The organism is Pelosinus sp. IPA-1 (assembly GCF_030269905.1).
Classification (GTDB): Bacteria; Bacillota; Negativicutes; order DSM-13327; family DSM-13327; genus Pelosinus.
This window is the reverse complement of sequence record NZ_BSVC01000012.1, coordinates 56,314-74,170: the sequence shown is the minus strand read 5'-3', so window position 1 is coordinate 74,170 and position 17,857 is coordinate 56,314. Positions and strand designations below refer to the sequence as shown.

Annotated in this window: 23 protein-coding genes and 1 tRNA gene; 23 read left to right on the top strand and 1 reads right to left on the bottom strand. The window is 38.1% G+C overall.

All coding sequences use genetic code 11. The annotated features are described in order from the left end of the window. Positions 1-171: 171 nt before the first annotated feature. From QSJ81_RS23390 to QSJ81_RS23345, 10 genes are all read left to right on the top strand, one after another. Complete coding sequence (locus QSJ81_RS23390; RefSeq protein WP_285719771.1) at positions 172-1,125, top strand: polyprenyl synthetase family protein; 954 nt, start codon at positions 172-174, stop codon at positions 1,123-1,125. A gap of 141 nt (positions 1,126-1,266) precedes the next feature. Beyond that, positions 1,267-1,464, top strand: a complete 198-nt coding sequence (locus QSJ81_RS23385) for a twin-arginine translocase TatA/TatE family subunit (protein WP_285719755.1) — start codon at positions 1,267-1,269, stop codon at positions 1,462-1,464. Positions 1,465-1,474: 10 nt separating this feature from the next. Further along, entirely contained in the window at positions 1,475-2,224 is a 750-nt protein-coding gene (gene tatC / locus QSJ81_RS23380; RefSeq protein WP_285719754.1) for a twin-arginine translocase subunit TatC, read from the top strand. 39 nt (positions 2,225-2,263) lie between these two features. Next, positions 2,264-3,724, top strand: a complete 1,461-nt coding sequence (locus QSJ81_RS23375; RefSeq protein WP_285719753.1) for a menaquinone biosynthesis decarboxylase — start codon at positions 2,264-2,266, stop codon at positions 3,722-3,724. After that, positions 3,717-4,565 (top strand): UbiA-like polyprenyltransferase, encoded by an 849-nt coding sequence (locus tag QSJ81_RS23370; protein WP_285719752.1) that lies wholly within the window; start codon positions 3,717-3,719, stop codon positions 4,563-4,565. The genes QSJ81_RS23375 and QSJ81_RS23370 overlap by 8 nt, the downstream gene beginning before the upstream one ends. Before the next feature lie 28 nt (positions 4,566-4,593). Beyond that, a complete protein-coding gene (gene folD, locus QSJ81_RS23365; RefSeq protein WP_285719751.1) occupies positions 4,594-5,460 on the top strand; it encodes a bifunctional methylenetetrahydrofolate dehydrogenase/methenyltetrahydrofolate cyclohydrolase FolD in 867 nt (288 codons plus the stop codon). 105 nt (positions 5,461-5,565) lie between these two features. Beyond that, positions 5,566-7,233, top strand: a complete 1,668-nt coding sequence (locus tag QSJ81_RS23360; protein WP_285719750.1) for a formate--tetrahydrofolate ligase — start codon at positions 5,566-5,568, stop codon at positions 7,231-7,233. Positions 7,234-7,425: 192 nt separating this feature from the next. Beyond that, positions 7,426-8,280 carry a sulfide/dihydroorotate dehydrogenase-like FAD/NAD-binding protein gene (locus QSJ81_RS23355; protein WP_285719749.1) on the top strand — a complete coding sequence of 285 codons (855 nt, stop codon included), beginning with the start codon at positions 7,426-7,428 and terminating at the stop codon, positions 8,278-8,280. Then, on the top strand, positions 8,265-9,674 hold the full coding sequence (gltA, locus tag QSJ81_RS23350; protein ID WP_285719748.1) for an NADPH-dependent glutamate synthase: 1,410 nt from the start codon (positions 8,265-8,267) through the stop codon (positions 9,672-9,674). The genes QSJ81_RS23355 and gltA overlap by 16 nt, the downstream gene beginning before the upstream one ends. A 144-nt stretch (positions 9,675-9,818) precedes the next feature. Continuing rightward, a tRNA-Lys gene (locus tag QSJ81_RS23345) sits at positions 9,819-9,894 on the top strand. Positions 9,895-10,014: 120 nt separating this feature from the next. Here QSJ81_RS23345 and QSJ81_RS23340 read toward each other — a convergent pair. Then, on the bottom strand, positions 10,015-10,218 hold the full coding sequence (locus tag QSJ81_RS23340) for a site-specific integrase (protein WP_285719747.1): 204 nt from the start codon (positions 10,216-10,218) through the stop codon (positions 10,015-10,017). 68 nt (positions 10,219-10,286) lie between these two features. Between QSJ81_RS23340 and QSJ81_RS23335 the strand changes: the two genes are divergently transcribed. From QSJ81_RS23335 to QSJ81_RS23275, 13 genes are all read left to right on the top strand, one after another. Next, positions 10,287-10,469 carry a hypothetical protein gene (locus QSJ81_RS23335; RefSeq protein ID WP_285719746.1) on the top strand — a complete coding sequence of 61 codons (183 nt, stop codon included), beginning with the start codon at positions 10,287-10,289 and terminating at the stop codon, positions 10,467-10,469. Continuing rightward, complete coding sequence (locus QSJ81_RS23330; RefSeq protein WP_285719745.1) at positions 10,466-10,696, top strand: helix-turn-helix transcriptional regulator; 231 nt, start codon at positions 10,466-10,468, stop codon at positions 10,694-10,696. The genes QSJ81_RS23335 and QSJ81_RS23330 overlap by 4 nt, the downstream gene beginning before the upstream one ends. Then, entirely contained in the window at positions 10,693-10,836 is a 144-nt protein-coding gene (locus tag QSJ81_RS23325) for a hypothetical protein (RefSeq protein ID WP_285719744.1), read from the top strand. Before QSJ81_RS23330 ends, QSJ81_RS23325 begins: the two co-directional genes overlap by 4 nt. Beyond that, entirely contained in the window at positions 10,829-13,039 is a 2,211-nt protein-coding gene (locus tag QSJ81_RS23320) for a phage/plasmid primase, P4 family (protein ID WP_285719743.1), read from the top strand. The genes QSJ81_RS23325 and QSJ81_RS23320 overlap by 8 nt, the downstream gene beginning before the upstream one ends. Positions 13,040-13,177: 138 nt before the next feature. Continuing rightward, positions 13,178-13,459, top strand: a complete 282-nt coding sequence (locus QSJ81_RS23315) for a hypothetical protein (RefSeq protein ID WP_285719742.1) — start codon at positions 13,178-13,180, stop codon at positions 13,457-13,459. After that, positions 13,456-13,995 carry an ERCC4 domain-containing protein gene (locus QSJ81_RS23310; protein ID WP_285719741.1) on the top strand — a complete coding sequence of 180 codons (540 nt, stop codon included), beginning with the start codon at positions 13,456-13,458 and terminating at the stop codon, positions 13,993-13,995. Before QSJ81_RS23315 ends, QSJ81_RS23310 begins: the two co-directional genes overlap by 4 nt. Beyond that, the gene (locus tag QSJ81_RS23305; RefSeq protein ID WP_285719740.1) at positions 13,992-14,168 is read left to right on the top strand and encodes a hypothetical protein; all 177 of its coding nucleotides are present in this window, start codon (positions 13,992-13,994) and stop codon (positions 14,166-14,168) included. Before QSJ81_RS23310 ends, QSJ81_RS23305 begins: the two co-directional genes overlap by 4 nt. 23 nt (positions 14,169-14,191) lie before the next feature. Beyond that, a complete protein-coding gene (locus QSJ81_RS23300; RefSeq protein WP_285719739.1) occupies positions 14,192-14,455 on the top strand; it encodes a hypothetical protein in 264 nt (87 codons plus the stop codon). A 91-nt stretch (positions 14,456-14,546) separates the two neighbouring features. Then, positions 14,547-14,924, top strand: a complete 378-nt coding sequence (locus QSJ81_RS23295; RefSeq protein ID WP_285719738.1) for a hypothetical protein — start codon at positions 14,547-14,549, stop codon at positions 14,922-14,924. Positions 14,925-14,926: 2 nt separating this feature from the next. Further along, on the top strand, positions 14,927-15,187 hold the full coding sequence (locus QSJ81_RS23290) for a hypothetical protein (RefSeq protein ID WP_285719737.1): 261 nt from the start codon (positions 14,927-14,929) through the stop codon (positions 15,185-15,187). Next, a complete protein-coding gene (locus QSJ81_RS23285; protein ID WP_285719736.1) occupies positions 15,184-15,411 on the top strand; it encodes a hypothetical protein in 228 nt (75 codons plus the stop codon). Before QSJ81_RS23290 ends, QSJ81_RS23285 begins: the two co-directional genes overlap by 4 nt. A gap of 1 nt (position 15,412) precedes the next feature. Continuing rightward, on the top strand, positions 15,413-15,733 hold the full coding sequence (locus QSJ81_RS23280) for a hypothetical protein (protein ID WP_285719735.1): 321 nt from the start codon (positions 15,413-15,415) through the stop codon (positions 15,731-15,733). A 183-nt stretch (positions 15,734-15,916) separates the two neighbouring features. Further along, positions 15,917-17,305: a S41 family peptidase gene (locus QSJ81_RS23275; RefSeq protein WP_285719734.1), complete on the top strand. Its 1,389-nt coding sequence runs from the start codon at positions 15,917-15,919 to the stop codon at positions 17,303-17,305. The last annotated feature ends 552 nt before the right edge of the window (positions 17,306-17,857 follow it).

Here is a 17,857-nt window from a genome sequence, read left to right as displayed (position 1 = left end):
TCATTAATTCTATAATATAGATGGTTTTTATAGAATAATGGCAATTTATGAAGAAATTTGATACAGAATTGTCATAGAATTTGAAAAAAGCAATAGACGTAAAGACAGATAATAGTGTATTATAGTAACAGACTTTGCGTGTAGGTGATTAAAATAGTGAATAAAAATTCGATGTTTGAAATTGTAAAAAGTGATTTATTGTTATTGGAAACGGAATTACTTTCTGTCATACATTCTCCGGAAAAATTAATAACAGATATTAGCAAACATTTAGTCGAAGCAGGTGGAAAAAGATTACGTCCCGCTTTGTATTTTATGTGTACTAAAAACCAAGTATCCACTATGGAAAAAATAATGCCAATGGCGATTGCTATTGAATTAATACATATGGCAACTTTGGTACATGATGATGTTATTGATAATGCGACAACGCGAAGGGGAAAATCTACTGCTAATTCTTGTTGGGGTAATCATTCTTCTGTATTGATTGGTGATTATTTATTTGCTAAAGCTTTTTCCCTAGTAGCAAATAAAGCGAGCAACGAAATGCTGAAAGTATTGACAGATGTAATCTGTTCTATGTGTGAGGGTGAAATTAACCAAAACCGCAGTACTTTCATTGCGGATCAAACGGAAAATGACTACCTTAAACGTATTGAACAAAAAACAGCTGATTTTATTGCGGCAAGCTGCGAATTGGGTGGGTTAGCTGTCGGTTTATCTTCGGAAGAAACTAAGGCTTTAAGGGAATATGGCTATTCATTAGGAATGGCTTTTCAGATTACAGACGATATTTTAGACATTACTGCATCTTCCGAGCAGATTGGTAAGCCAGTAGGGAACGATCTAAGGCAAGGGATAGTGACCTTACCAGTTATCTTTGCCTTAGAGCATAGCGCTGATCGTGATGAATTAAGGGAAATTGTACAAACTAAGAATATGTCTGAAGAAAAAATTAAACGAGGACTTTCTATTATACAAGATACTGAGGCAATCGAATACTCCTACAAACGTGTTTCGGATTATTTAGATCATGCACGAAGCGTGATACCAGCAAGCATTACAGGGGAGCATCGTGAAGCATTTCATGCAGTTGCTGACTTTGTAGGTTTACGCAGTTACTGATTGTTTAGAAAGAAGACAAATATTTTATAATGTGAGCTTTTGTTCCAAATGCAAAAGACTTGGCACAAGCCAAGTCTTTTCTTCTTATGGGTTTTTAGGTATAATATATACATAATAGGATTTGAAAGGGGCTATGTACAAATGTTTAGTTTTAGCATGCCGGAATTGGTGTTAATATTAGTGATTGCCCTTGTTGTATTTGGACCTGGAAAATTACCTGAAGTAGGTAAGGCGCTAGGCAAAGGGATTCAAGAATTTAGAAAAGCAACAACTGGCGAATCTTCTCAAGTCCAAGATCCAGCCATAAAAGTTGATAGCAAGTCTGAGGAGAAAAAGTGAGGAATGCTCAATGGCTGAGATTGTAGGTAACGAGAAAAGGGAAGAGCAGCTTCAAGAGGATCCGATAGAAAATCAAATGTCCTTAGTGGATCATCTAGAGGAATTAAGACGGCGGCTGATTATTATCATTATGGCTGTTGCTGTAGGGAGTATGATCAGTTATTTTTTCGCTGCTGAACTAGTACAGTATATTACAGCACCTGCTGGTAAATTGTATTATATGAGTCCTGCGGAGGCTTTTTTTACATATTTGAGGGTGTCATTATTTGCTGGTTTTCTATTAGCACTGCCTATCGTCTTATATCAAATTTGGGCTTTTGTCGTTCCAGCATTGACGAGTAAAGAACGTATGGCTTCTGTTATTTTAATACCTTCTTCAGTACTCTTATTTTTTATAGGACTGGCTTTTTCTTATTTTTTGGTACTGCCAGCTGGAATCAAATTTTTTATGGGTTTTGCTACTGAAAATCTTCAACCTTTACTATCCCTTGGAGAGTATTTATCTTTTGTCATTTCGTTTTTACTGCCTTTTGGTTTTATTTTTGAATTGCCTTTATTTATTGTCGTTATGGCCAAATTTGGTCTTATTGGTTCCGCATTTTTAACAGGTAAACGTAAGCATGTCATGGTTTTATCCTTTGTGGTAGGTGCTGTGTTTTCTCCTACACCCGATGTGTTTTCGCAAACCATGGTTGCCATACCAGTCATTGTATTGTATGAAGTTAGTATTTTTATTGTAAAATATATCTTAAGAAAGTAAAAAGATCTATAGTAGGGAATTGAAAGGGAGTTATATTACATGGCATTTAATGACTTGCGCGACTTTATTCGTGCTCTAGAAGAGCGGGGTTGGTTAAAACGCATTAAGAAAGAAGTAGACTGTGAGCTGGAAATTACAGAAATAACTGATCGGGTATCCAAAATGTCGGGAGATAAAAATGTAGCCTTGCTTTTTGAAAATGTAAAAGGTTATGATATGCCAGTTTTGATGAATGCTTTTGGCAGCATGGAACGTATGGCTTTGGCATTTGGTGTAGATAAAATTGATGACATTGCAGCAGAGATAAAAGAAATTTTTAAATTACCTTATATTTCGGTGCAAAATAAATTAGATTTATTAAAGATTATTCCGACCGCTAAACGGGCTATTAATTTTCCGAAGTATGTGAAAAATGGGCCGTGTAAGGAAGTCATTATTAAAGATCAACCATCATTAGATAAATTTCCTATTTTAAAATGTTGGCCTGGTGATGCAGGTAAGTTTATCACATTGCCTTTAGTTTTTACTAAAAATCCTCTGAATGGTAAACGGAATGTAGGAATGTATCGCTTACAAGTGTATGATGGGAAAACTACAGGTATGCATTGGCACATTCACAAAAATGGGGCTGAAAACTATCGAGCACATCAGGCTTTAGGGAAGGATCGTATTGAAGTTGCAGTAGCTATCGGTACAGACCCCGCGATAACCTATTCTGCAACTGCTCCTTTGCCAAAAGATATTGATGAAATGGTATTTGCTGGATTTTTACGTAAAAAATCCGTAGAAATGATAAAATGTGAAACGGTTGATGTAGAAGTTCCAGCACATTCAGAAATCGTGCTAGAAGGTTACGTTATGATTGATGAACTTAGACGAGAAGGTCCTTTTGGTGATCACACAGGATATTATTCTCTTGCCGATGATTATCCTGTATTTCATATTACTTGCATTACCCATCGGAAAGATCCTATCTATCCGTCTACCATTGTGGGCAAACCACCTATGGAGGATTGTTTCTTAGCAAAAGCTACAGAACGTATCTTTTTACCTGTACTACAGATGAATTTACCAGAAATTATTGATTTAAATTTGCCATTGGAAGGCGTATTTCATAACTGCGCTGTAGTTTCAATAAAGAAAACTTACCCACAACAGGCAAAAAAAGTAATGCATGCCATATGGGGTATGGGGCAGATGATGTTTACAAAAATGGTTATTGTTGTAGATGAACATGTGAATGTCCAAGATATGAATGAAGTTTGGTGGCGTGTGTACAATAATATTGATGCCCGCCGTGATATTGTGATGGTTGACGGACCTCTTGATGTATTGGATCATTCTTCACCAATGCCCAATTGGGGGACTAAGGTAGGGATTGATGCCACAAAAGCTTGGGCCGCAGAGGGATATAGCCGCGAATGGCCGGATGAAATTGAAATGTCGGCTGATATTAAAGAAATAGTTGACAAGAAATGGAAGGAATTAGGACTTGAGTAAAATTAAAGCACACCTTGATAATATTGTATTATCCCATACCGTGTTTGCCTTACCCTTTGCTTATATTGGCGCTATATTAGCCGCCGGCAGTATACCTGCAGCGAGAGACTTATTCTGGATTACTTTGGCCATGGTAGGTGCTCGCAGTGCCGCCATGGCATTGAATAATTTTATTGATTTAAAATATGATCGATTGCAGCCAAGGTTTGCCAACCGTCCCATGGTTACAGGAGCAGTTAAGCCTAAGGGAGCCGTACTAATGACATTGGCAAGTTTTGCCCTCTTTGCTGTAGCGGCAGCGAATCTACATCCCTTATGTTTAAAACTAGCACCTTTAGCGGTAATTCCACTATCGGTCTATCCTTATATGAAACGATTTTCTTGGACTTGCCATTTAGTACTAGGTTTAGCTCTCTCCGTTGCACCAATTGGTGCTTGGGTAGCAGTCAGGGGGGACATTACATTACCAATTGTCCTATTAGGCCTTGCTGTTGGTGTATGGATTGCTGGTTTTGATGCGATCTATGGCTGCCAGGATCTAGAGTTTGATAAAAAACATGGACTACATTCTATGCCTGTTCGTTTTGGAATACAAGGAACTCTTACCATTAGTAAAGCGCTCCATGTAATTAGCATTACAGGTTTTGTTGCTGTCGGGATACTGATGAATATGCATGGAGTATATTATGGCGGCGTTGTACTAGCTGCCAGCGTGTTAATCTATCAACATTCGATTGTTAGTCCTACTGATTTTCGGCAAGTAACCCAGGCCTATTTTATGCGCAATGGTTTGGTTAGTATCGCTTTATTAGTATTTACGGTGATTAGCATTATTGTGTAATATAAATACGTAGTACGGGGGAATAGTCATGTCAGTAAGAATCTTAGAAGGCAAAGTCTTTGCTGCACAAATTAAGCAGAGTGTAAAAGTGGAAGTCGAGAAGATAAAGGCAACCCAGAGAATGAATCCTGGATTAGCTGTCATTATCGTTGGTGAGAATCCAGCTTCTAAAGTATATGTAGCAAATAAACATAAAGCCTGCGAAGAACTCGGGATTTATTCAGAAGTTATAAGCCTGCCTGAATCCATCAGCAAAGAAGAACTATTAGCGCAAATTATTAGTCTAAATGAAAATCCAGCGATTCATGGAATCTTGCTGCAATTACCACTACCTGAAGCTTTAAAGAATGAGGAAGCAGAACTTTTAAAGGCAATTCATCCAGATAAAGATGTAGATGGATTTCACCCAGTGAATGTAGGAAAACTGGCAATTGGTCAAGAACATCTTGTACCATGTACCCCTGCAGGCTGTATCAAAATGTTGGAACTTGCTAATGTAGAAATTGCCGGTAAACATGCAGTTATTATTGGTCGTAGCAATATTGTTGGCAAACCAATGGCCAACTTACTATTAGCGCGTCATGCTACCGTTACCATTTGTCATTCTCGTACTGCTGACCTGTCTAGTATTACTCGCCAAGCCGATATCTTAATCGTAGCAATTGGCAAAGCGCAATTTGTTACGGCGGATATGGTGAAACCTGGTGCCGTAGTGATTGATGTAGGAATTAATCGCTTACCAGACAAAAAATTAGTAGGCGATGTTGACTTTGAACAAGTCAAAGAGGTAGCAGGAGCCATTACTCCAGTGCCTGGTGGGGTAGGACTTTTAACGATTGCTATGCTTTTAAGTAATACAGTGAAGGCTGCTACTTTACTACACGTCAAAAAATAATAATAATACATTTCGTTTTTTAGTAGAATCACAGCCAAAGGATAGTTGAAACGGTTATCATTTCAACTATTCACTTTGGCTGTACTTATATAAGGAGGCACATAGATGAAAAGCGATGTTGAAATAGCCCAAGAGGCACAGATGAAACACATAGAGGAAGTGGCTAGCCAATTAGGTATTACCCAAGATGATCTAGAACTTTATGGCAAATATAAGGGGAAAGTTTCATTAGCAAAATGGGAAGAGATTAAATCACGTCCTGATGGGAAATTAGTGTTAGTTACAGCTATCAATCCTACTCCAGCAGGTGAAGGAAAAACTACAACAACGGTAGGTCTTGGAGATGCCTTACGTCAGGTAGGAAAAAAGGTCGCCATTGCCCTTCGTGAACCCTCCCTCGGACCTTGTTTTGGTATGAAAGGTGGTGCAGCTGGCGGCGGTTATGCTCAAGTCGTGCCAATGGAAGATATCAATCTACATTTTACAGGGGATTTTCATGCTATTACGACGGCGCATAACTTGTTAGCGGCTATTATTGATAACCACATTCACCAAGGAAATGAATTGAATATCGATCCTAGGCGAATTACTTGGCGTCGAGTTATGGATTTAAATGAACGCTCACTTCGCTCTATCATTTGTGGGTTAGGTGGAAAAATTCATGGAGTACCAAGAGAAAGTGGTTTTGATATTACGGTAGCATCTGAAATGATGGCTATTTTATGTTTGGCTAGCGATTTAGATGATATGAAGGCTCGCATTGGCCGTATTATCATTGGTTATACCTATACAAATGAGCCTGTTACTGCTGCAGCATTAAACGTAACTGGCGCATTGACTTTACTGTTTAAAGATGCCATTAAACCCAATTTAGTGCAAACCTTGGAAAATACCCCAGCTTTTGTTCATGGTGGTCCTTTTGCGAATATTGCTCATGGCTGTAATAGCGTCATGGCAACAAAATTTGCCTTAAAGCTGGCGGATGTGTGTGTAACGGAAGCTGGTTTTGGTGCAGATCTTGGCGCAGAAAAATTCCTAGATATAAAGTGCCGTTTTGCCGGGATAAAACCAGATGCAGTGGTTATTGTGGCTACAGTACGTGCGCTTAAAATGCACGGCGGTGTACCGAAGGCAGAACTTGTAGGAGAAAATATGCCTGCTCTTGAAAGAGGGTTGGCGAATTTAACAAAACATATTGAGAACATGCAGAAATTTGGCTTACCCGCAGTGGTGGCAATTAACGCATTTCCTACCGATACGAAAGCAGAACTAGATTTTGTACGAGAAAAGTGTGTAGAATTGGGTGCCGAGGTGGCTTTGTCAGAGGTTTGGGCCAAAGGCGGACAAGGCGGTATTGAACTGGCGCAAAAAGTGCTAGCAGCATGTGAGCAACCTAACAAGTTTAATTACATCTATGATGAAACCGCATCAATAAAAGATAAAATTTTAACAATCGCGAAAGAGATGTATGGAGCTGATGGGGTAAATTACACGCAACCGGCAGAAAAGGCCATTAAAGAGCTTTCTAGCCTTGGGTTTGACAAAACACCAATTTGTATGGCGAAAACCCAATATTCCTTAAGCGATGATATGACTCAGCTAGGACGTCCTTCTGGATTTACCATCACAGTAAGGGAAGTTCGGGTGGCAGCAGGGGCGGGATTCTTGGTTGCACTTACAGGGGACATTATGACAATGCCTGGATTACCGAAACGCCCAGCAGCAGAACGAATGGATATTGATAATGCCGGAAAAATCATTGGTTTATTTTAAGTTATAAAAAATTAGTAACAGTCATCTGATGAGAATTAATACCTATTGACTTACTGTTAAAAGCATGTAATAGTAAATTATTAGAATATTAGTAAGACTGTAAACTAATTGTTTTATGGGAGAATGTAAAATTTATGGAAAGGTAGAAACTAACTGTTAGCTCTACTGATCCCTATTTCAAGGAGGTTTCCTGTGTATAAAATACTTGTGAAGCAGCAATTAGCGCCTAGTGTGCAACTTTTTGAAGTGCAAGCGCCACTAATTGCAAAAAAGGCAAAACCAGGACAATTTGTAATCTTACGTGTCAATGAAGAAGGGGAAAGAATTCCTTTGACGATTGCTGATTTTAATCGGGAAAAGGGCACGATTACCCTGATTTTCCAAGAGGTGGGTGCCTCCACAGTAGAGTTAGGTCTTTTGAATGAAGGAGAGTTTTTGCTAGATTTAGTTGGTCCTTTAGGCAAAGCAACTCACATTGAAAAAATGGGTACTGTTGTCTGTGTAGGCGGCGGTATTGGTATCGCGCCAGTGTATCCAATCGCTCGTGGCATGAAAGAAGCAGGAAATGAAGTCATTTCCATTATTGGTGCTCGCTCCGAAGACATATTAATCTATGAAGAAGAAATGGCAGCAGTAAGTGATGAATTGATCATTACAACAGATGATGGCTCCAAAGGACGCAAGGCTTTAGTCACCCAACCTTTAAAAGAATTACTAGATTCAGATAAAACAATTAGCTTAGTTGTAGCTATTGGTCCTGTAATTATGATGAAATTCGTTGCAGAAACAACAAGACCATATGGCGTGCCTACGGTAGTTAGTCTAAATCCTATTATGGTCGATGGAACGGGTATGTGTGGTGGTTGTCGCGTATCAGTTGGGCAAGAAAATAAGTTTGCCTGCGTAGATGGCCCTGAATTTGATGCTCACAAAGTAGATTTTGAAAGCTTAATGGCGCGTCAGCGTATGTACAAACCTCATGAAAAACAGCATAGTGAACATATTACTGGTAAGAAAGAGGGGGGCTGTAAATGTCACTCTCATTAAAAAAGAATGGTATGCCAGAGCAAGATCCTAAAGTACGGGCAAAGAATTTTGAGGAAGTAAGTTTCGGATATACAGAAGAGCTTGCAAAAGCGGAAGCCGAACGTTGTTTACAATGTAAAGCTGCTCCTTGCCGCAAAGGATGCCCTGTACAAGTAGATATACCTGCTTTTATTAAAGAGATAAAAGAAGGCGATATGGATGCCGCAATTGCTAAGATAAAAGAAGTTAATAGCTTGCCAGCGGTGTGTGGTAGAGTATGTCCTCAAGAAGAACAATGCGAAAAATATTGTGTGTTAGCAAAAAAAGGTGAATCAGTAGGTATCGGACGTCTAGAGCGTTATGTTGCAGATGCAGCACGACAAAAAGGGGAAGTTACTGCCCCGATTGAGTATGCCTCGGATGCACAAAAGGTAGCGGTAATAGGCTCTGGTCCAGCTGGTTTGGCTGTGGCTGGTGATTTAGCCAAAAAAGGTTACAAAGTAACGATTTTTGAAGCATTACATTTGCCTGGTGGCGTTTTGATGTATGGTATTCCAGAGTTTCGTTTGCCAAAAGATGAAGTAGTACAAGTTGAAATCAACAATTTACGCAAATTGGGTGTAGAAATTGTTGTGAATGCGGTTATTGGTAGTACTTTTACTGTTGATGAGCTAATGGAAGAAGAAGGTTTTGACGCTGTCTTTATTGGTACTGGAGCAGGGCTGCCTTATTTTATGGGAGTACCTGGAGAAAATCTTAACGGAGTATATTCTGCGAATGAATTTTTAACTCGTTGTAACTTGATGAAAGCCTATCGTTTCCCTGACTATGGTACACCAATTCATGTAGGCAAAAAAGTAGCGGTTGTAGGCGGTGGTAACGTAGCCATGGATGGGGCTAGAACCGCACTACGGTTAGGGGCTGATACCTCATATATTGTCTATCGGCGTTCTGAGGCAGAATTACCTGCAAGACTGGAAGAAGTGCATCATGCCAAAGAAGAGGGGATTGATTTTCAATTCCTTACCGCGCCTACCGCTGTAATTGGCAATAAAGAGGGCTGGGTTACAGGTCTTCAATGTGTTCGTATGGAGCTAGGCGAGCCTGACGCCTCAGGGCGCCGTCGTCCTATTGAAGTTCCAAATTCGGAATTTGTTCTAGAAGTAGACACTGTTATTATTGCTATCGGTCAAGGCCCCAATCCTTTGGTTCAATCTACGACAAAGGGATTAGACGTTAATAAAAAGGGTAATATTACGGCTCACGAAGAAACAGGCGTTACCAGTAAACCCGGTGTATTTGCCGGTGGTGACATCGTAACAGGCGCTGCCACCGTTATTCTTGCTATGGGAGCGGGTAAAAAAGCTGCCGTCGCAATCGATAACTATTTACAAGAAAAGAGAGCAAAGAAATAGAAAATAACGAGAAGCTATCTATTCGTATTGAAGAATAGATAGCTTCTTGTCAGATCATTTCCTTCTAATGGTGGCAGTGTATTTAAAAAACTAGTTGACAATTGTAGTAAAATATTATATTATATAAATGTTCTTGAATTGAATGACTCACTAGCTCAACTGGCAGAGCAACTGACTCTTAATCAGTAGGTTCGGGGTTCGATTCCCCGGTGTGTCACCAGTAAATTATAGCCTTCGCAGGTATGCGGGGGCTTTTCTTATGTCAAGTGCGCCTTATCTTGCGCCTTAACGGCTTAAAATGGATACTAATATAATCAAATATAAACAAACGAAAAGCAGGCTATTGGGCCTGCTTCTTATTTTTGTCTATTGTTATATTCTTGAGATTGGTTAATCTATTTTCCATTATGCCTGCTGTTTTCGTTTCGGCTGATTTAAGAAGGTGACTATATATCGTCGTTGTTGTGTTAGTAGAAGCATGTCCAAGTTTACCGGCAACAGTCCGAAGATCAACACCATCATCTAACATATAGGTTGGGGCCACCGGTAGACACCTAGCGAAATAAGCTATAAACACTAAAACTATATAAACATTAAGGAGTGATTTATTTTATGAGTAAAATATCTAATTTTGATATTCACACGGCATTGATTGGTCGTAAAAAATATAAAGTTGCTGAATTACTAGGAATAACAGAATTTACATTTAGCCGATGGCTGCGGCATGAGTTACCAGAAGAAAAGAAAACGTTAATATTGCAGGCCATTAATAAGTTGGCAGGTGAAAATTCATGATAGAGAATCAAATATTGAATAAACCTGAACTTGCTTTAAGGCTTGATCCAACTGGTAAAATTATCACGCCAAATACAATTTGGGGATGGACTAAAAACGGCTGCCCATCATTTAAAGTAGGCCGGAGAGTTTTTTATAGACTTGAATCTGTATTAAAGTGGATTGATGAACGAGAAAACAAAATAGAGTCAGTTCCGGCGATCGGTGGAATAAGGGTTATTCGATGAGAACAAGAATTAAGATTTGGTTATTGAAAAAGCTGATTGGCTCATTAGTAGAAGATGCTATTCAATCGAATGATCATTTATTGGCTGATAAAATTATTATCTTAGAAGATGCGTTTAAGGAGGTGGGGTTCTTTGAGTGACGATATTGTTCGGCAAATTCGTGATAAACTACCTATTTTACAGCTTGCTGGTGATCATGGTCTACACATACAGCAGAAAGGCAACAGACATTTCGTCCTTTGTCCTTGGCATAATGAAAAGTCAGGTAGTGCGGAACTCTATACCAATCAAAACAAGGGCTATTGTCACGGATGCAAAAAAAGATTTGATTCGATTGATTTGTGGGCATATTTCAATAATTGCACCACGAAAGAAGCGTTAAAGATTCTTGCAGAGCGGTTCGGAATTAACAACCAACAACAAATAAAAAAGCGTATTGTTGCTACATATGATTACTGCGATAAAGAAGGTCGCTTACTATATCAAGCGTTACGATTTGAACCTAAAGGATTTTACCAGCGTAGACCCGATGGTAAAGGTGGATGGATTAATAATCTTGATGGTGTAGAGTTAGTTCCTTACCAACTAACTGCACTTCTAATAGGGATTGAACAGGGCAATAAGGTTTATATAGTAGAGGGTGAGAAGGACGTTCACACATTGCAGCAGATAGGTTTAACTGCGACTTGTAACAGTGGTGGTGCTGGTAAGTGGAAACAGGAGCATAGCGTATATATACCGGAGGGCGCGGAAGTAATCATACTACCAGATAATGACCCGCCCGGGCAGGAACATGCTGAAATGGTTACTAGCCAATTATTAAGCCGGGGTTGTCGGGTGCGTGTGGTTAATCTCCCAGATTTACCGCCAAAGGGTGATGTTACCGATTGGTTACAGGTTGGACATACCAAGGATGAGCTTTTACAGCTTGTCAGTAATACTGAATATATTACCGAATGTGTGAGAGTAGTAGAACAGTCTCACGTATCAAATATCGTCTTTCACTATACAGAGTTAGGTTCTGCGGAACGGCTATTACATCAAAACGCTGGTAATATTCGATACTGTCCTGAGATTAGTTCATTTCTTCTGTGGGATGGTAAGCGGTGGGAGAAAAATAATGATGGTGGTATTAAGCGTTTAATTATAAAAATGGTTAAAGATTTACACGACACTAGAAACATACCAGAGCCAGAGGTTCAGTTAAAATGGGCGAAGTCATGCGAAAGTCGCGCTAAATTAGAATCCATTGCTGAGATAGTAAAGTTTTTACCAGACGTGCCACTTTCTATTAATGAAATTGATAAAGAGAAATATTTAATTAACTGTATGAATGGAACTATTAACCTAAAATCAGGTGAATTAATGCCACATAATAAGAAACACAATATTAGTCATTTATTGCCGTACACCTACAAGCCTTATAACGTTAATGCAGATTGTCGACAATGGATAAAGTTCTTGTGTGAAATAACTAATAATGATTTAGAAGTAATGCGGTATCTTTGGAAACTTGCTGGACTTTGTTTGTCCGGTGATACAACAGAACACGTATTAAATATTTTTTACGGTGCAAATGGTAGGAATGGGAAAGGCGTATTTTTAGAGATGATACAACGTATTTTAGGAGAACTTCAATGTGTAATGCCTTTCGCTACATTTGAGCCTAAAAACGCGGGTGGAATACCTAATGACGTGGCTCGCATTGCTGGGAAAAGGCTTGTAATTGCCCAAGAATCAAACGAAGGTAAAAGACTTGATGAAGCAGTTATAAAGTCACTCACGGGCGGGGATATGCTCACAGGTCGCTTCTTACGGGCTGAATACTTTGACTTCTTCCCTACACACAAAATTATCCTTGTTACTAATAATAAGCCAGTCATAAAAGAAACATCTAACGCGATATGGTCACGAATTAGACTAATACCTTTTGAAGTATCGTTTGCAGGTCGTGAAGATAAAAAACTTCGTGAAAAACTAGAATCAGAGTTACCAGAAATATTAGCTTGGATGGTTGCAGGGTTCGCTGAGTGGCAAAGCGAGGGGTTGCAGCCACCACAAAGTATTAAAGATGCTTGCAATGAATACCGTTCAGAAGAAGATGTTGTACAGACTTTCATTGATGAGAATTGTTATATTAATGAAAATTGCCAAGTTGGTGCAAAAGAACTTTATCAAACATTTATTAAGTGGTGTGAAGTGAATGGAGAAAAACCAATCGGTAAGAAGATTTTTAATAATAGGATTCGTGGTAGAGGATTTAATGAAGTGATTGGCTCATGGCGAATGGTTAAATTTATTGGTATTGGTCTAGCAAATATTGAAAGACAAAAAGCTATTTAACAAAATTTGGTACATAAAACTGTGATAATTGTGAAAATAAAACGTAATTCTCTGTTTTGTACGTAAAGTAATAAAAAATATATATTAATATAAAATTTGCGTTTGGTTTTCACATTTTCACATTAAGGAGTTCTAATTGTGAATACCGTTGAGATTATGAAACTTATTAGAGAGGATAATTTAGAATGTGGAGCTTATACGGTAGATATTAAGCAAGGAGTCTATGACAATGTTTTAGGTAGTCAGATATTGGTATACACACACGGTAAGCCTGATTCTAATATCTTATCTTTTAAGGTGAAAGAGTTTCTTTTAATTGTTGAGTCGGCAAAGAACTTACCTATTCACTCATTTAAGAGCCTAATAACAGCAAAGAAAATTTTTGGGGGGACAATATTGAAAGAAGGTACAAGTATATGAGATGTTTTTATACTGATGCAGAAACAAAAACGCTACTTAAAAGTTTAACAATGTTAGTTGACACGAGAGAACAGAAAAATCTACATATTATAAAATACTTCACAGATAAGGGGATACCTTACAAGGTTCAAAAATTAGATTATGGGGACTATTCCGCATTTATTCCTAAAAACGTGGAACTTGGTGTACTTCGTGATATTTACCTATCGGACAATATTAACGTTGAACGTAAAGCCACATTAGATGAACTAGCTCAAAATCTAACACATGGACGCACACAGATTGAAAATGAGTTCCTTCGGTCTAAAGGATCAAAATTATATTTGATGGTAGAGGATGCCACTTGGCAAGATATACAACTTAAAAAGTATCGTGCGGATTATAGCCCATCGGCATACATGGGAACATTAAGGGCTTTTGAAGCACGATATGATATTAGATTAAATTTTACCTTGTCGGTTAATTCTGGCTCATTTATTCATTCAGTGCTGTTTTATCATGCAAGAGAATTCTTATTGAAGGGGGTTGCAGTATGACACCATTTAATAAAATGAGAGCGGGCATGAGATCGGTATCGTTAAAGAAGAAAGGGCTGAAATATATAATTAGTGTTGATGCTGATGGACACAGTAGGCAGTATGTTGAGGATGATTTAGAGGTGGCAAAAACTAGAGTTGAAAAAATAAAGCTGATGCTAAGTATTAAGTAAAATAATTTAAGGGGGATAGCAACATGAGCAAGATTATAAACTTTCCAATAACTAATATATCAGAGGGCGAAGATATGATAAAAATTGAACGCTCAGAAGAATTTTATATATCGACTAGAATGATTAGCGAGTTTATATGCAACCTCCCTTTGAGTGCAGCTGATAATGATCGCCTGATTGCCTTATTAGTTGAGCAATTACAGGAAGCAGAGAATACAGCTTTCTTACAAGGGTTTGGTATGGGGTGTGAAATGGCAAAAGCCTTAAATAATGCCCTTAATAACTAATAAGTAACCAATAAATAAAACCGCTTATACGTCAAGTATAGCGGCCTAGTGGGAGATTAAATAATTTATAAAGTTAAAAGGGGGTGTGGTGTTGGCTGGTGGTGATAAATTCAATCATAAATGGGAATTGGCTATTGTTGGACTACTAAAGAGCAATGATTTACAAGGTGCAGCAGAGGTAGCAGGTGTTAGTGTAAATACCTTATTAAGATGGCTACAGCAAGAGGAATTTCAGAATAACTATAAGCAGGCCAAACAGGAAACGTTAAAGCAGGCTATTAGCCAATTGCAGGCAGCTAGTAGTGAAGCGGTAAGTGTATTAAGGGAAGTTGCTAAAGATTCGGCTGTAAGTCCTTCTGCTCGTGTGTCAGCGTGTAAGGCTATATTAGATGGTGCTATAAAAATAACTGAATTGCAAGATATGGAAGAACGATTAACAGAATTAGAGAAATCACAAAAGGTGGTATAAATATGAGCCTAAAAAGTAGAATCAGTAAGTTGGAAATATCTATAATTGGCAATTCAATTATTTGCACCATGAAGGACGGTACTAAAAAGAAAATACGCAGTCGTGACTTATTGACTGCGTTTGGTGATGAAATGAGTCATAACGATACAGAATTACTGAAAACTGTTCTTAATACAGAGTTATCTAGTGAAAGTGGTCAGATGATACGACTTACCCAAATTATGCGAGAATGCAGAGAACTATATAAAGGGGATACGAAATGAGCCTAAAAAGCAGACTTCAAAAAATCGAAAGTAAAATTTTATCTAATAACGGTGAAAATATTATATGGGTTAAAATTGTTGAAGATGATGGATCATTTAGTAATTGTAGTCATAGGCGTGATGATTGTCCAGAGTATCCATGCAAAACAGATTCTTGTTGGATGGAAAGGAAATATCCTGATATGAAAACTATAGAAATTAGTAATGAAAGTGAAGGTGTTTGATTTGGCTAATTTATTACATCGTATAAAAAGGTTAGAAATGGAAGTAGGCACTAAAGAAGAAATATCGTGTTTGACCTCAGAAGAAAGAGTTCGGTTAGAAGAGTTAAATCAAATATGGGAATACAGAGAATTGACAGACACAGAGATAAGGGAAAAAAGTCAACTAGTCTGGAAAATAGCAGAGGGAAATAGATCATCCAAAGTAATCTCTAAATCACTAACTGGTTTGGCTGATGCGTTGCATGATGCGAGGGTGCGAGTTGAGGAGCGGAATAATCTCATATTAAAAAATGAGGGAATTGTTAATGTGGGGGGGAGATGATAATGACAATTAAAACTACTCTGATTCTGCATGTAGGGGTAGTACCAGCATCCGTGTCATGTACTGAAAAGTAAATTCAATGTCCGATAATAAATTGTTATGGAAAAAATCAATAAAAGGAATATATAGATTTCATGTGTAATATTACAATAGCATATATTTCCATTTTTTGAGAGGGGCATTATGATGAAAAAACTGATAAACAAGTTCCTTATTATAGGGAGTCTTATTCTAATTCTTTTAGGGCAGAAAACCGCATTTTGCGAGCAAGTGCCTATGGATCAGTACAAACAGGATTATTTACAAGCATGTAAATTAATCGCCAATAAATACATTTATCTGGAACAAAAACTTGGGATATCGCGAACAGATTTCTACCAGCAATGCGCCACCTATGCAGATACCGTAGACTGGGGGTCAGGTAAACCTCAATTTGTACGAGAAATAAGAAAGTTGCGCAGTAAATTTAATGACGGTCATTTTAACTGGGAATTAGATAACCAATTAGCGTCTGACTCCAGCTATTTTTTGGGGTTTATTATGACAATGGGGAAAGATGGTAATGTTTATGTAGGTAGGATTTATAATACGTTCGGCACTGATTTAGCTCCAGGTGATCAAATCCTTAGCTGGAACGGAAAAGACATCCATGACGAAATCGATCAATTCAGCAACTTAATACCGCAGTCTACTAAACTATCCAGTAAGGAAGTGGCTACACGGAGATCGACCACAGAATATTCATGGCAGCCGCTACGGGACAACTTGGAACCGGTGAGACTTATATATATAAAGCCAGACGGCCAAATCAAAGAAGAACTGCTGACATGGAAAAAATATGATGCAAGCACAAAAATCCAATATGTGCATGATGACAGCAAATTGTTTCTCACCAATAACAGCTTTCCTTCCTTGGAGGAAATCCCCAGTGATGTACAATATATTCATTCAAGTTTATTATATTTTTTTCGAACAATCGCCGGGCAGAAAGTCGCTGTTTTGCACGTGCGGCAGTTTTATAATTGGGATACGAATGACCTAGACTCAACTTTTGAAAAAATACTTGCAGGACATCCGGAAATTTTAGTAATTGATCTGAAGGATTCTGCAGGAGGACAAACAAAGAACATGATAGCTTTGTCTTCTATATTAAATATACAAAAAGATTATCGCGTATATAAAGAAACCATCGCCGTAAAAACCGGTAATAAACATAGTCGCATGATTAATTTTTCAGAGGAGGTTGCGGAAAGCTACGACCTAGATTTTAAAAACATTTGGCGAGGTAAAACCATATTAAGAATAAATTCCATATGTGGAAGCTGCGGTGATCAGTTTGCCCGATGGTTTCAGCTAAACAAGCGGGGTCAGATAATCGGGTTTCCTTCAGCTGGACGCTGGGGAGATTGTAATACATACACCCTCAAGAATACAAAAACCAAAATTGACTTTCCCTTTGGAAATGAATATTCCTCCGAAGACAAAAGCATGGAAGGGATTGGTGTGAAGCCGGATGATATAACCGGTGACACACTTGATTCAGCGTTGGAAAAATTAATAGGAGATAATTGAGACAAAGAATCCTTGGCTGACGACATGTTGACCTAGAAAGAATTCTTATTTTGAACACCAGCTTCCTTTTTTTTGCATTGCTCATTGGCACCTAATGGTACAAAAGTCGCAAACAATAAGATTATTAGCGTCCGATAAATTACCATTATGTAAATAATAAAACCCAGGATTTTCGCTCCTTGGCGGTGTCCTGGGTTTTGTATGGGCAAATATACAGTTTATGCAAAGTTGATTTGTTAGGCTTATGCAAGAAAAAAGGCTTAATACGAATAAAATTCCATTTACTTTTCAGTACATGACACGGATGCTGATACTACCCCTACATGCAGAATCAGAGTAGTTTTAATTGAAATAATCTCTTAGCGTGCTATAATTTCCGAATTCTATCGTGACCCCAACAAACGCAAAAAGATGTTTTGTACAATGATTTTAAATTAAACTTATTTAATAGTGTTCAGTAAGTATACTTTGATGAACATATAAAAATCCCACTGTTTTACGTTCGATAAAGTCTGTAAAAGTATTTATAAACGTTCATTAATTATCAATGAC

What these genes read in the sequence shown, in the direction of transcription:
- QSJ81_RS23390 (WP_285719771.1), top strand. Translation starts at nt 172, where the DNA reads ATGTTTGAAATTGTAAAAAGTGATTTATTGTTATTGGAAACGGAATTA.
- QSJ81_RS23385 (WP_285719755.1), top strand. Translation starts at nt 1,267, where the DNA reads ATGTTTAGTTTTAGCATGCCGGAATTGGTGTTAATATTAGTGATTGCC.
- tatC (WP_285719754.1), top strand. Translation starts at nt 1,475, where the DNA reads ATGGCTGAGATTGTAGGTAACGAGAAAAGGGAAGAGCAGCTTCAAGAG.
- QSJ81_RS23375 (WP_285719753.1), top strand. Translation starts at nt 2,264, where the DNA reads ATGGCATTTAATGACTTGCGCGACTTTATTCGTGCTCTAGAAGAGCGG.
- folD (WP_285719751.1), top strand. Translation starts at nt 4,594, where the DNA reads ATGTCAGTAAGAATCTTAGAAGGCAAAGTCTTTGCTGCACAAATTAAG.
- QSJ81_RS23360 (WP_285719750.1), top strand. Translation starts at nt 5,566, where the DNA reads ATGAAAAGCGATGTTGAAATAGCCCAAGAGGCACAGATGAAACACATA.
- gltA (WP_285719748.1), top strand. Translation starts at nt 8,265, where the DNA reads ATGTCACTCTCATTAAAAAAGAATGGTATGCCAGAGCAAGATCCTAAA.
- QSJ81_RS23335 (WP_285719746.1), top strand. Translation starts at nt 10,287, where the DNA reads ATGAGTAAAATATCTAATTTTGATATTCACACGGCATTGATTGGTCGT.
- QSJ81_RS23330 (WP_285719745.1), top strand. Translation starts at nt 10,466, where the DNA reads ATGATAGAGAATCAAATATTGAATAAACCTGAACTTGCTTTAAGGCTT.
- QSJ81_RS23325 (WP_285719744.1), top strand. Translation starts at nt 10,693, where the DNA reads ATGAGAACAAGAATTAAGATTTGGTTATTGAAAAAGCTGATTGGCTCA.
- QSJ81_RS23310 (WP_285719741.1), top strand. Translation starts at nt 13,456, where the DNA reads ATGAGATGTTTTTATACTGATGCAGAAACAAAAACGCTACTTAAAAGT.
- QSJ81_RS23305 (WP_285719740.1), top strand. Translation starts at nt 13,992, where the DNA reads ATGACACCATTTAATAAAATGAGAGCGGGCATGAGATCGGTATCGTTA.
- QSJ81_RS23300 (WP_285719739.1), top strand. Translation starts at nt 14,192, where the DNA reads ATGAGCAAGATTATAAACTTTCCAATAACTAATATATCAGAGGGCGAA.
- QSJ81_RS23290 (WP_285719737.1), top strand. Translation starts at nt 14,927, where the DNA reads ATGAGCCTAAAAAGTAGAATCAGTAAGTTGGAAATATCTATAATTGGC.
- QSJ81_RS23285 (WP_285719736.1), top strand. Translation starts at nt 15,184, where the DNA reads ATGAGCCTAAAAAGCAGACTTCAAAAAATCGAAAGTAAAATTTTATCT.
- QSJ81_RS23275 (WP_285719734.1), top strand. Translation starts at nt 15,917, where the DNA reads ATGATGAAAAAACTGATAAACAAGTTCCTTATTATAGGGAGTCTTATT.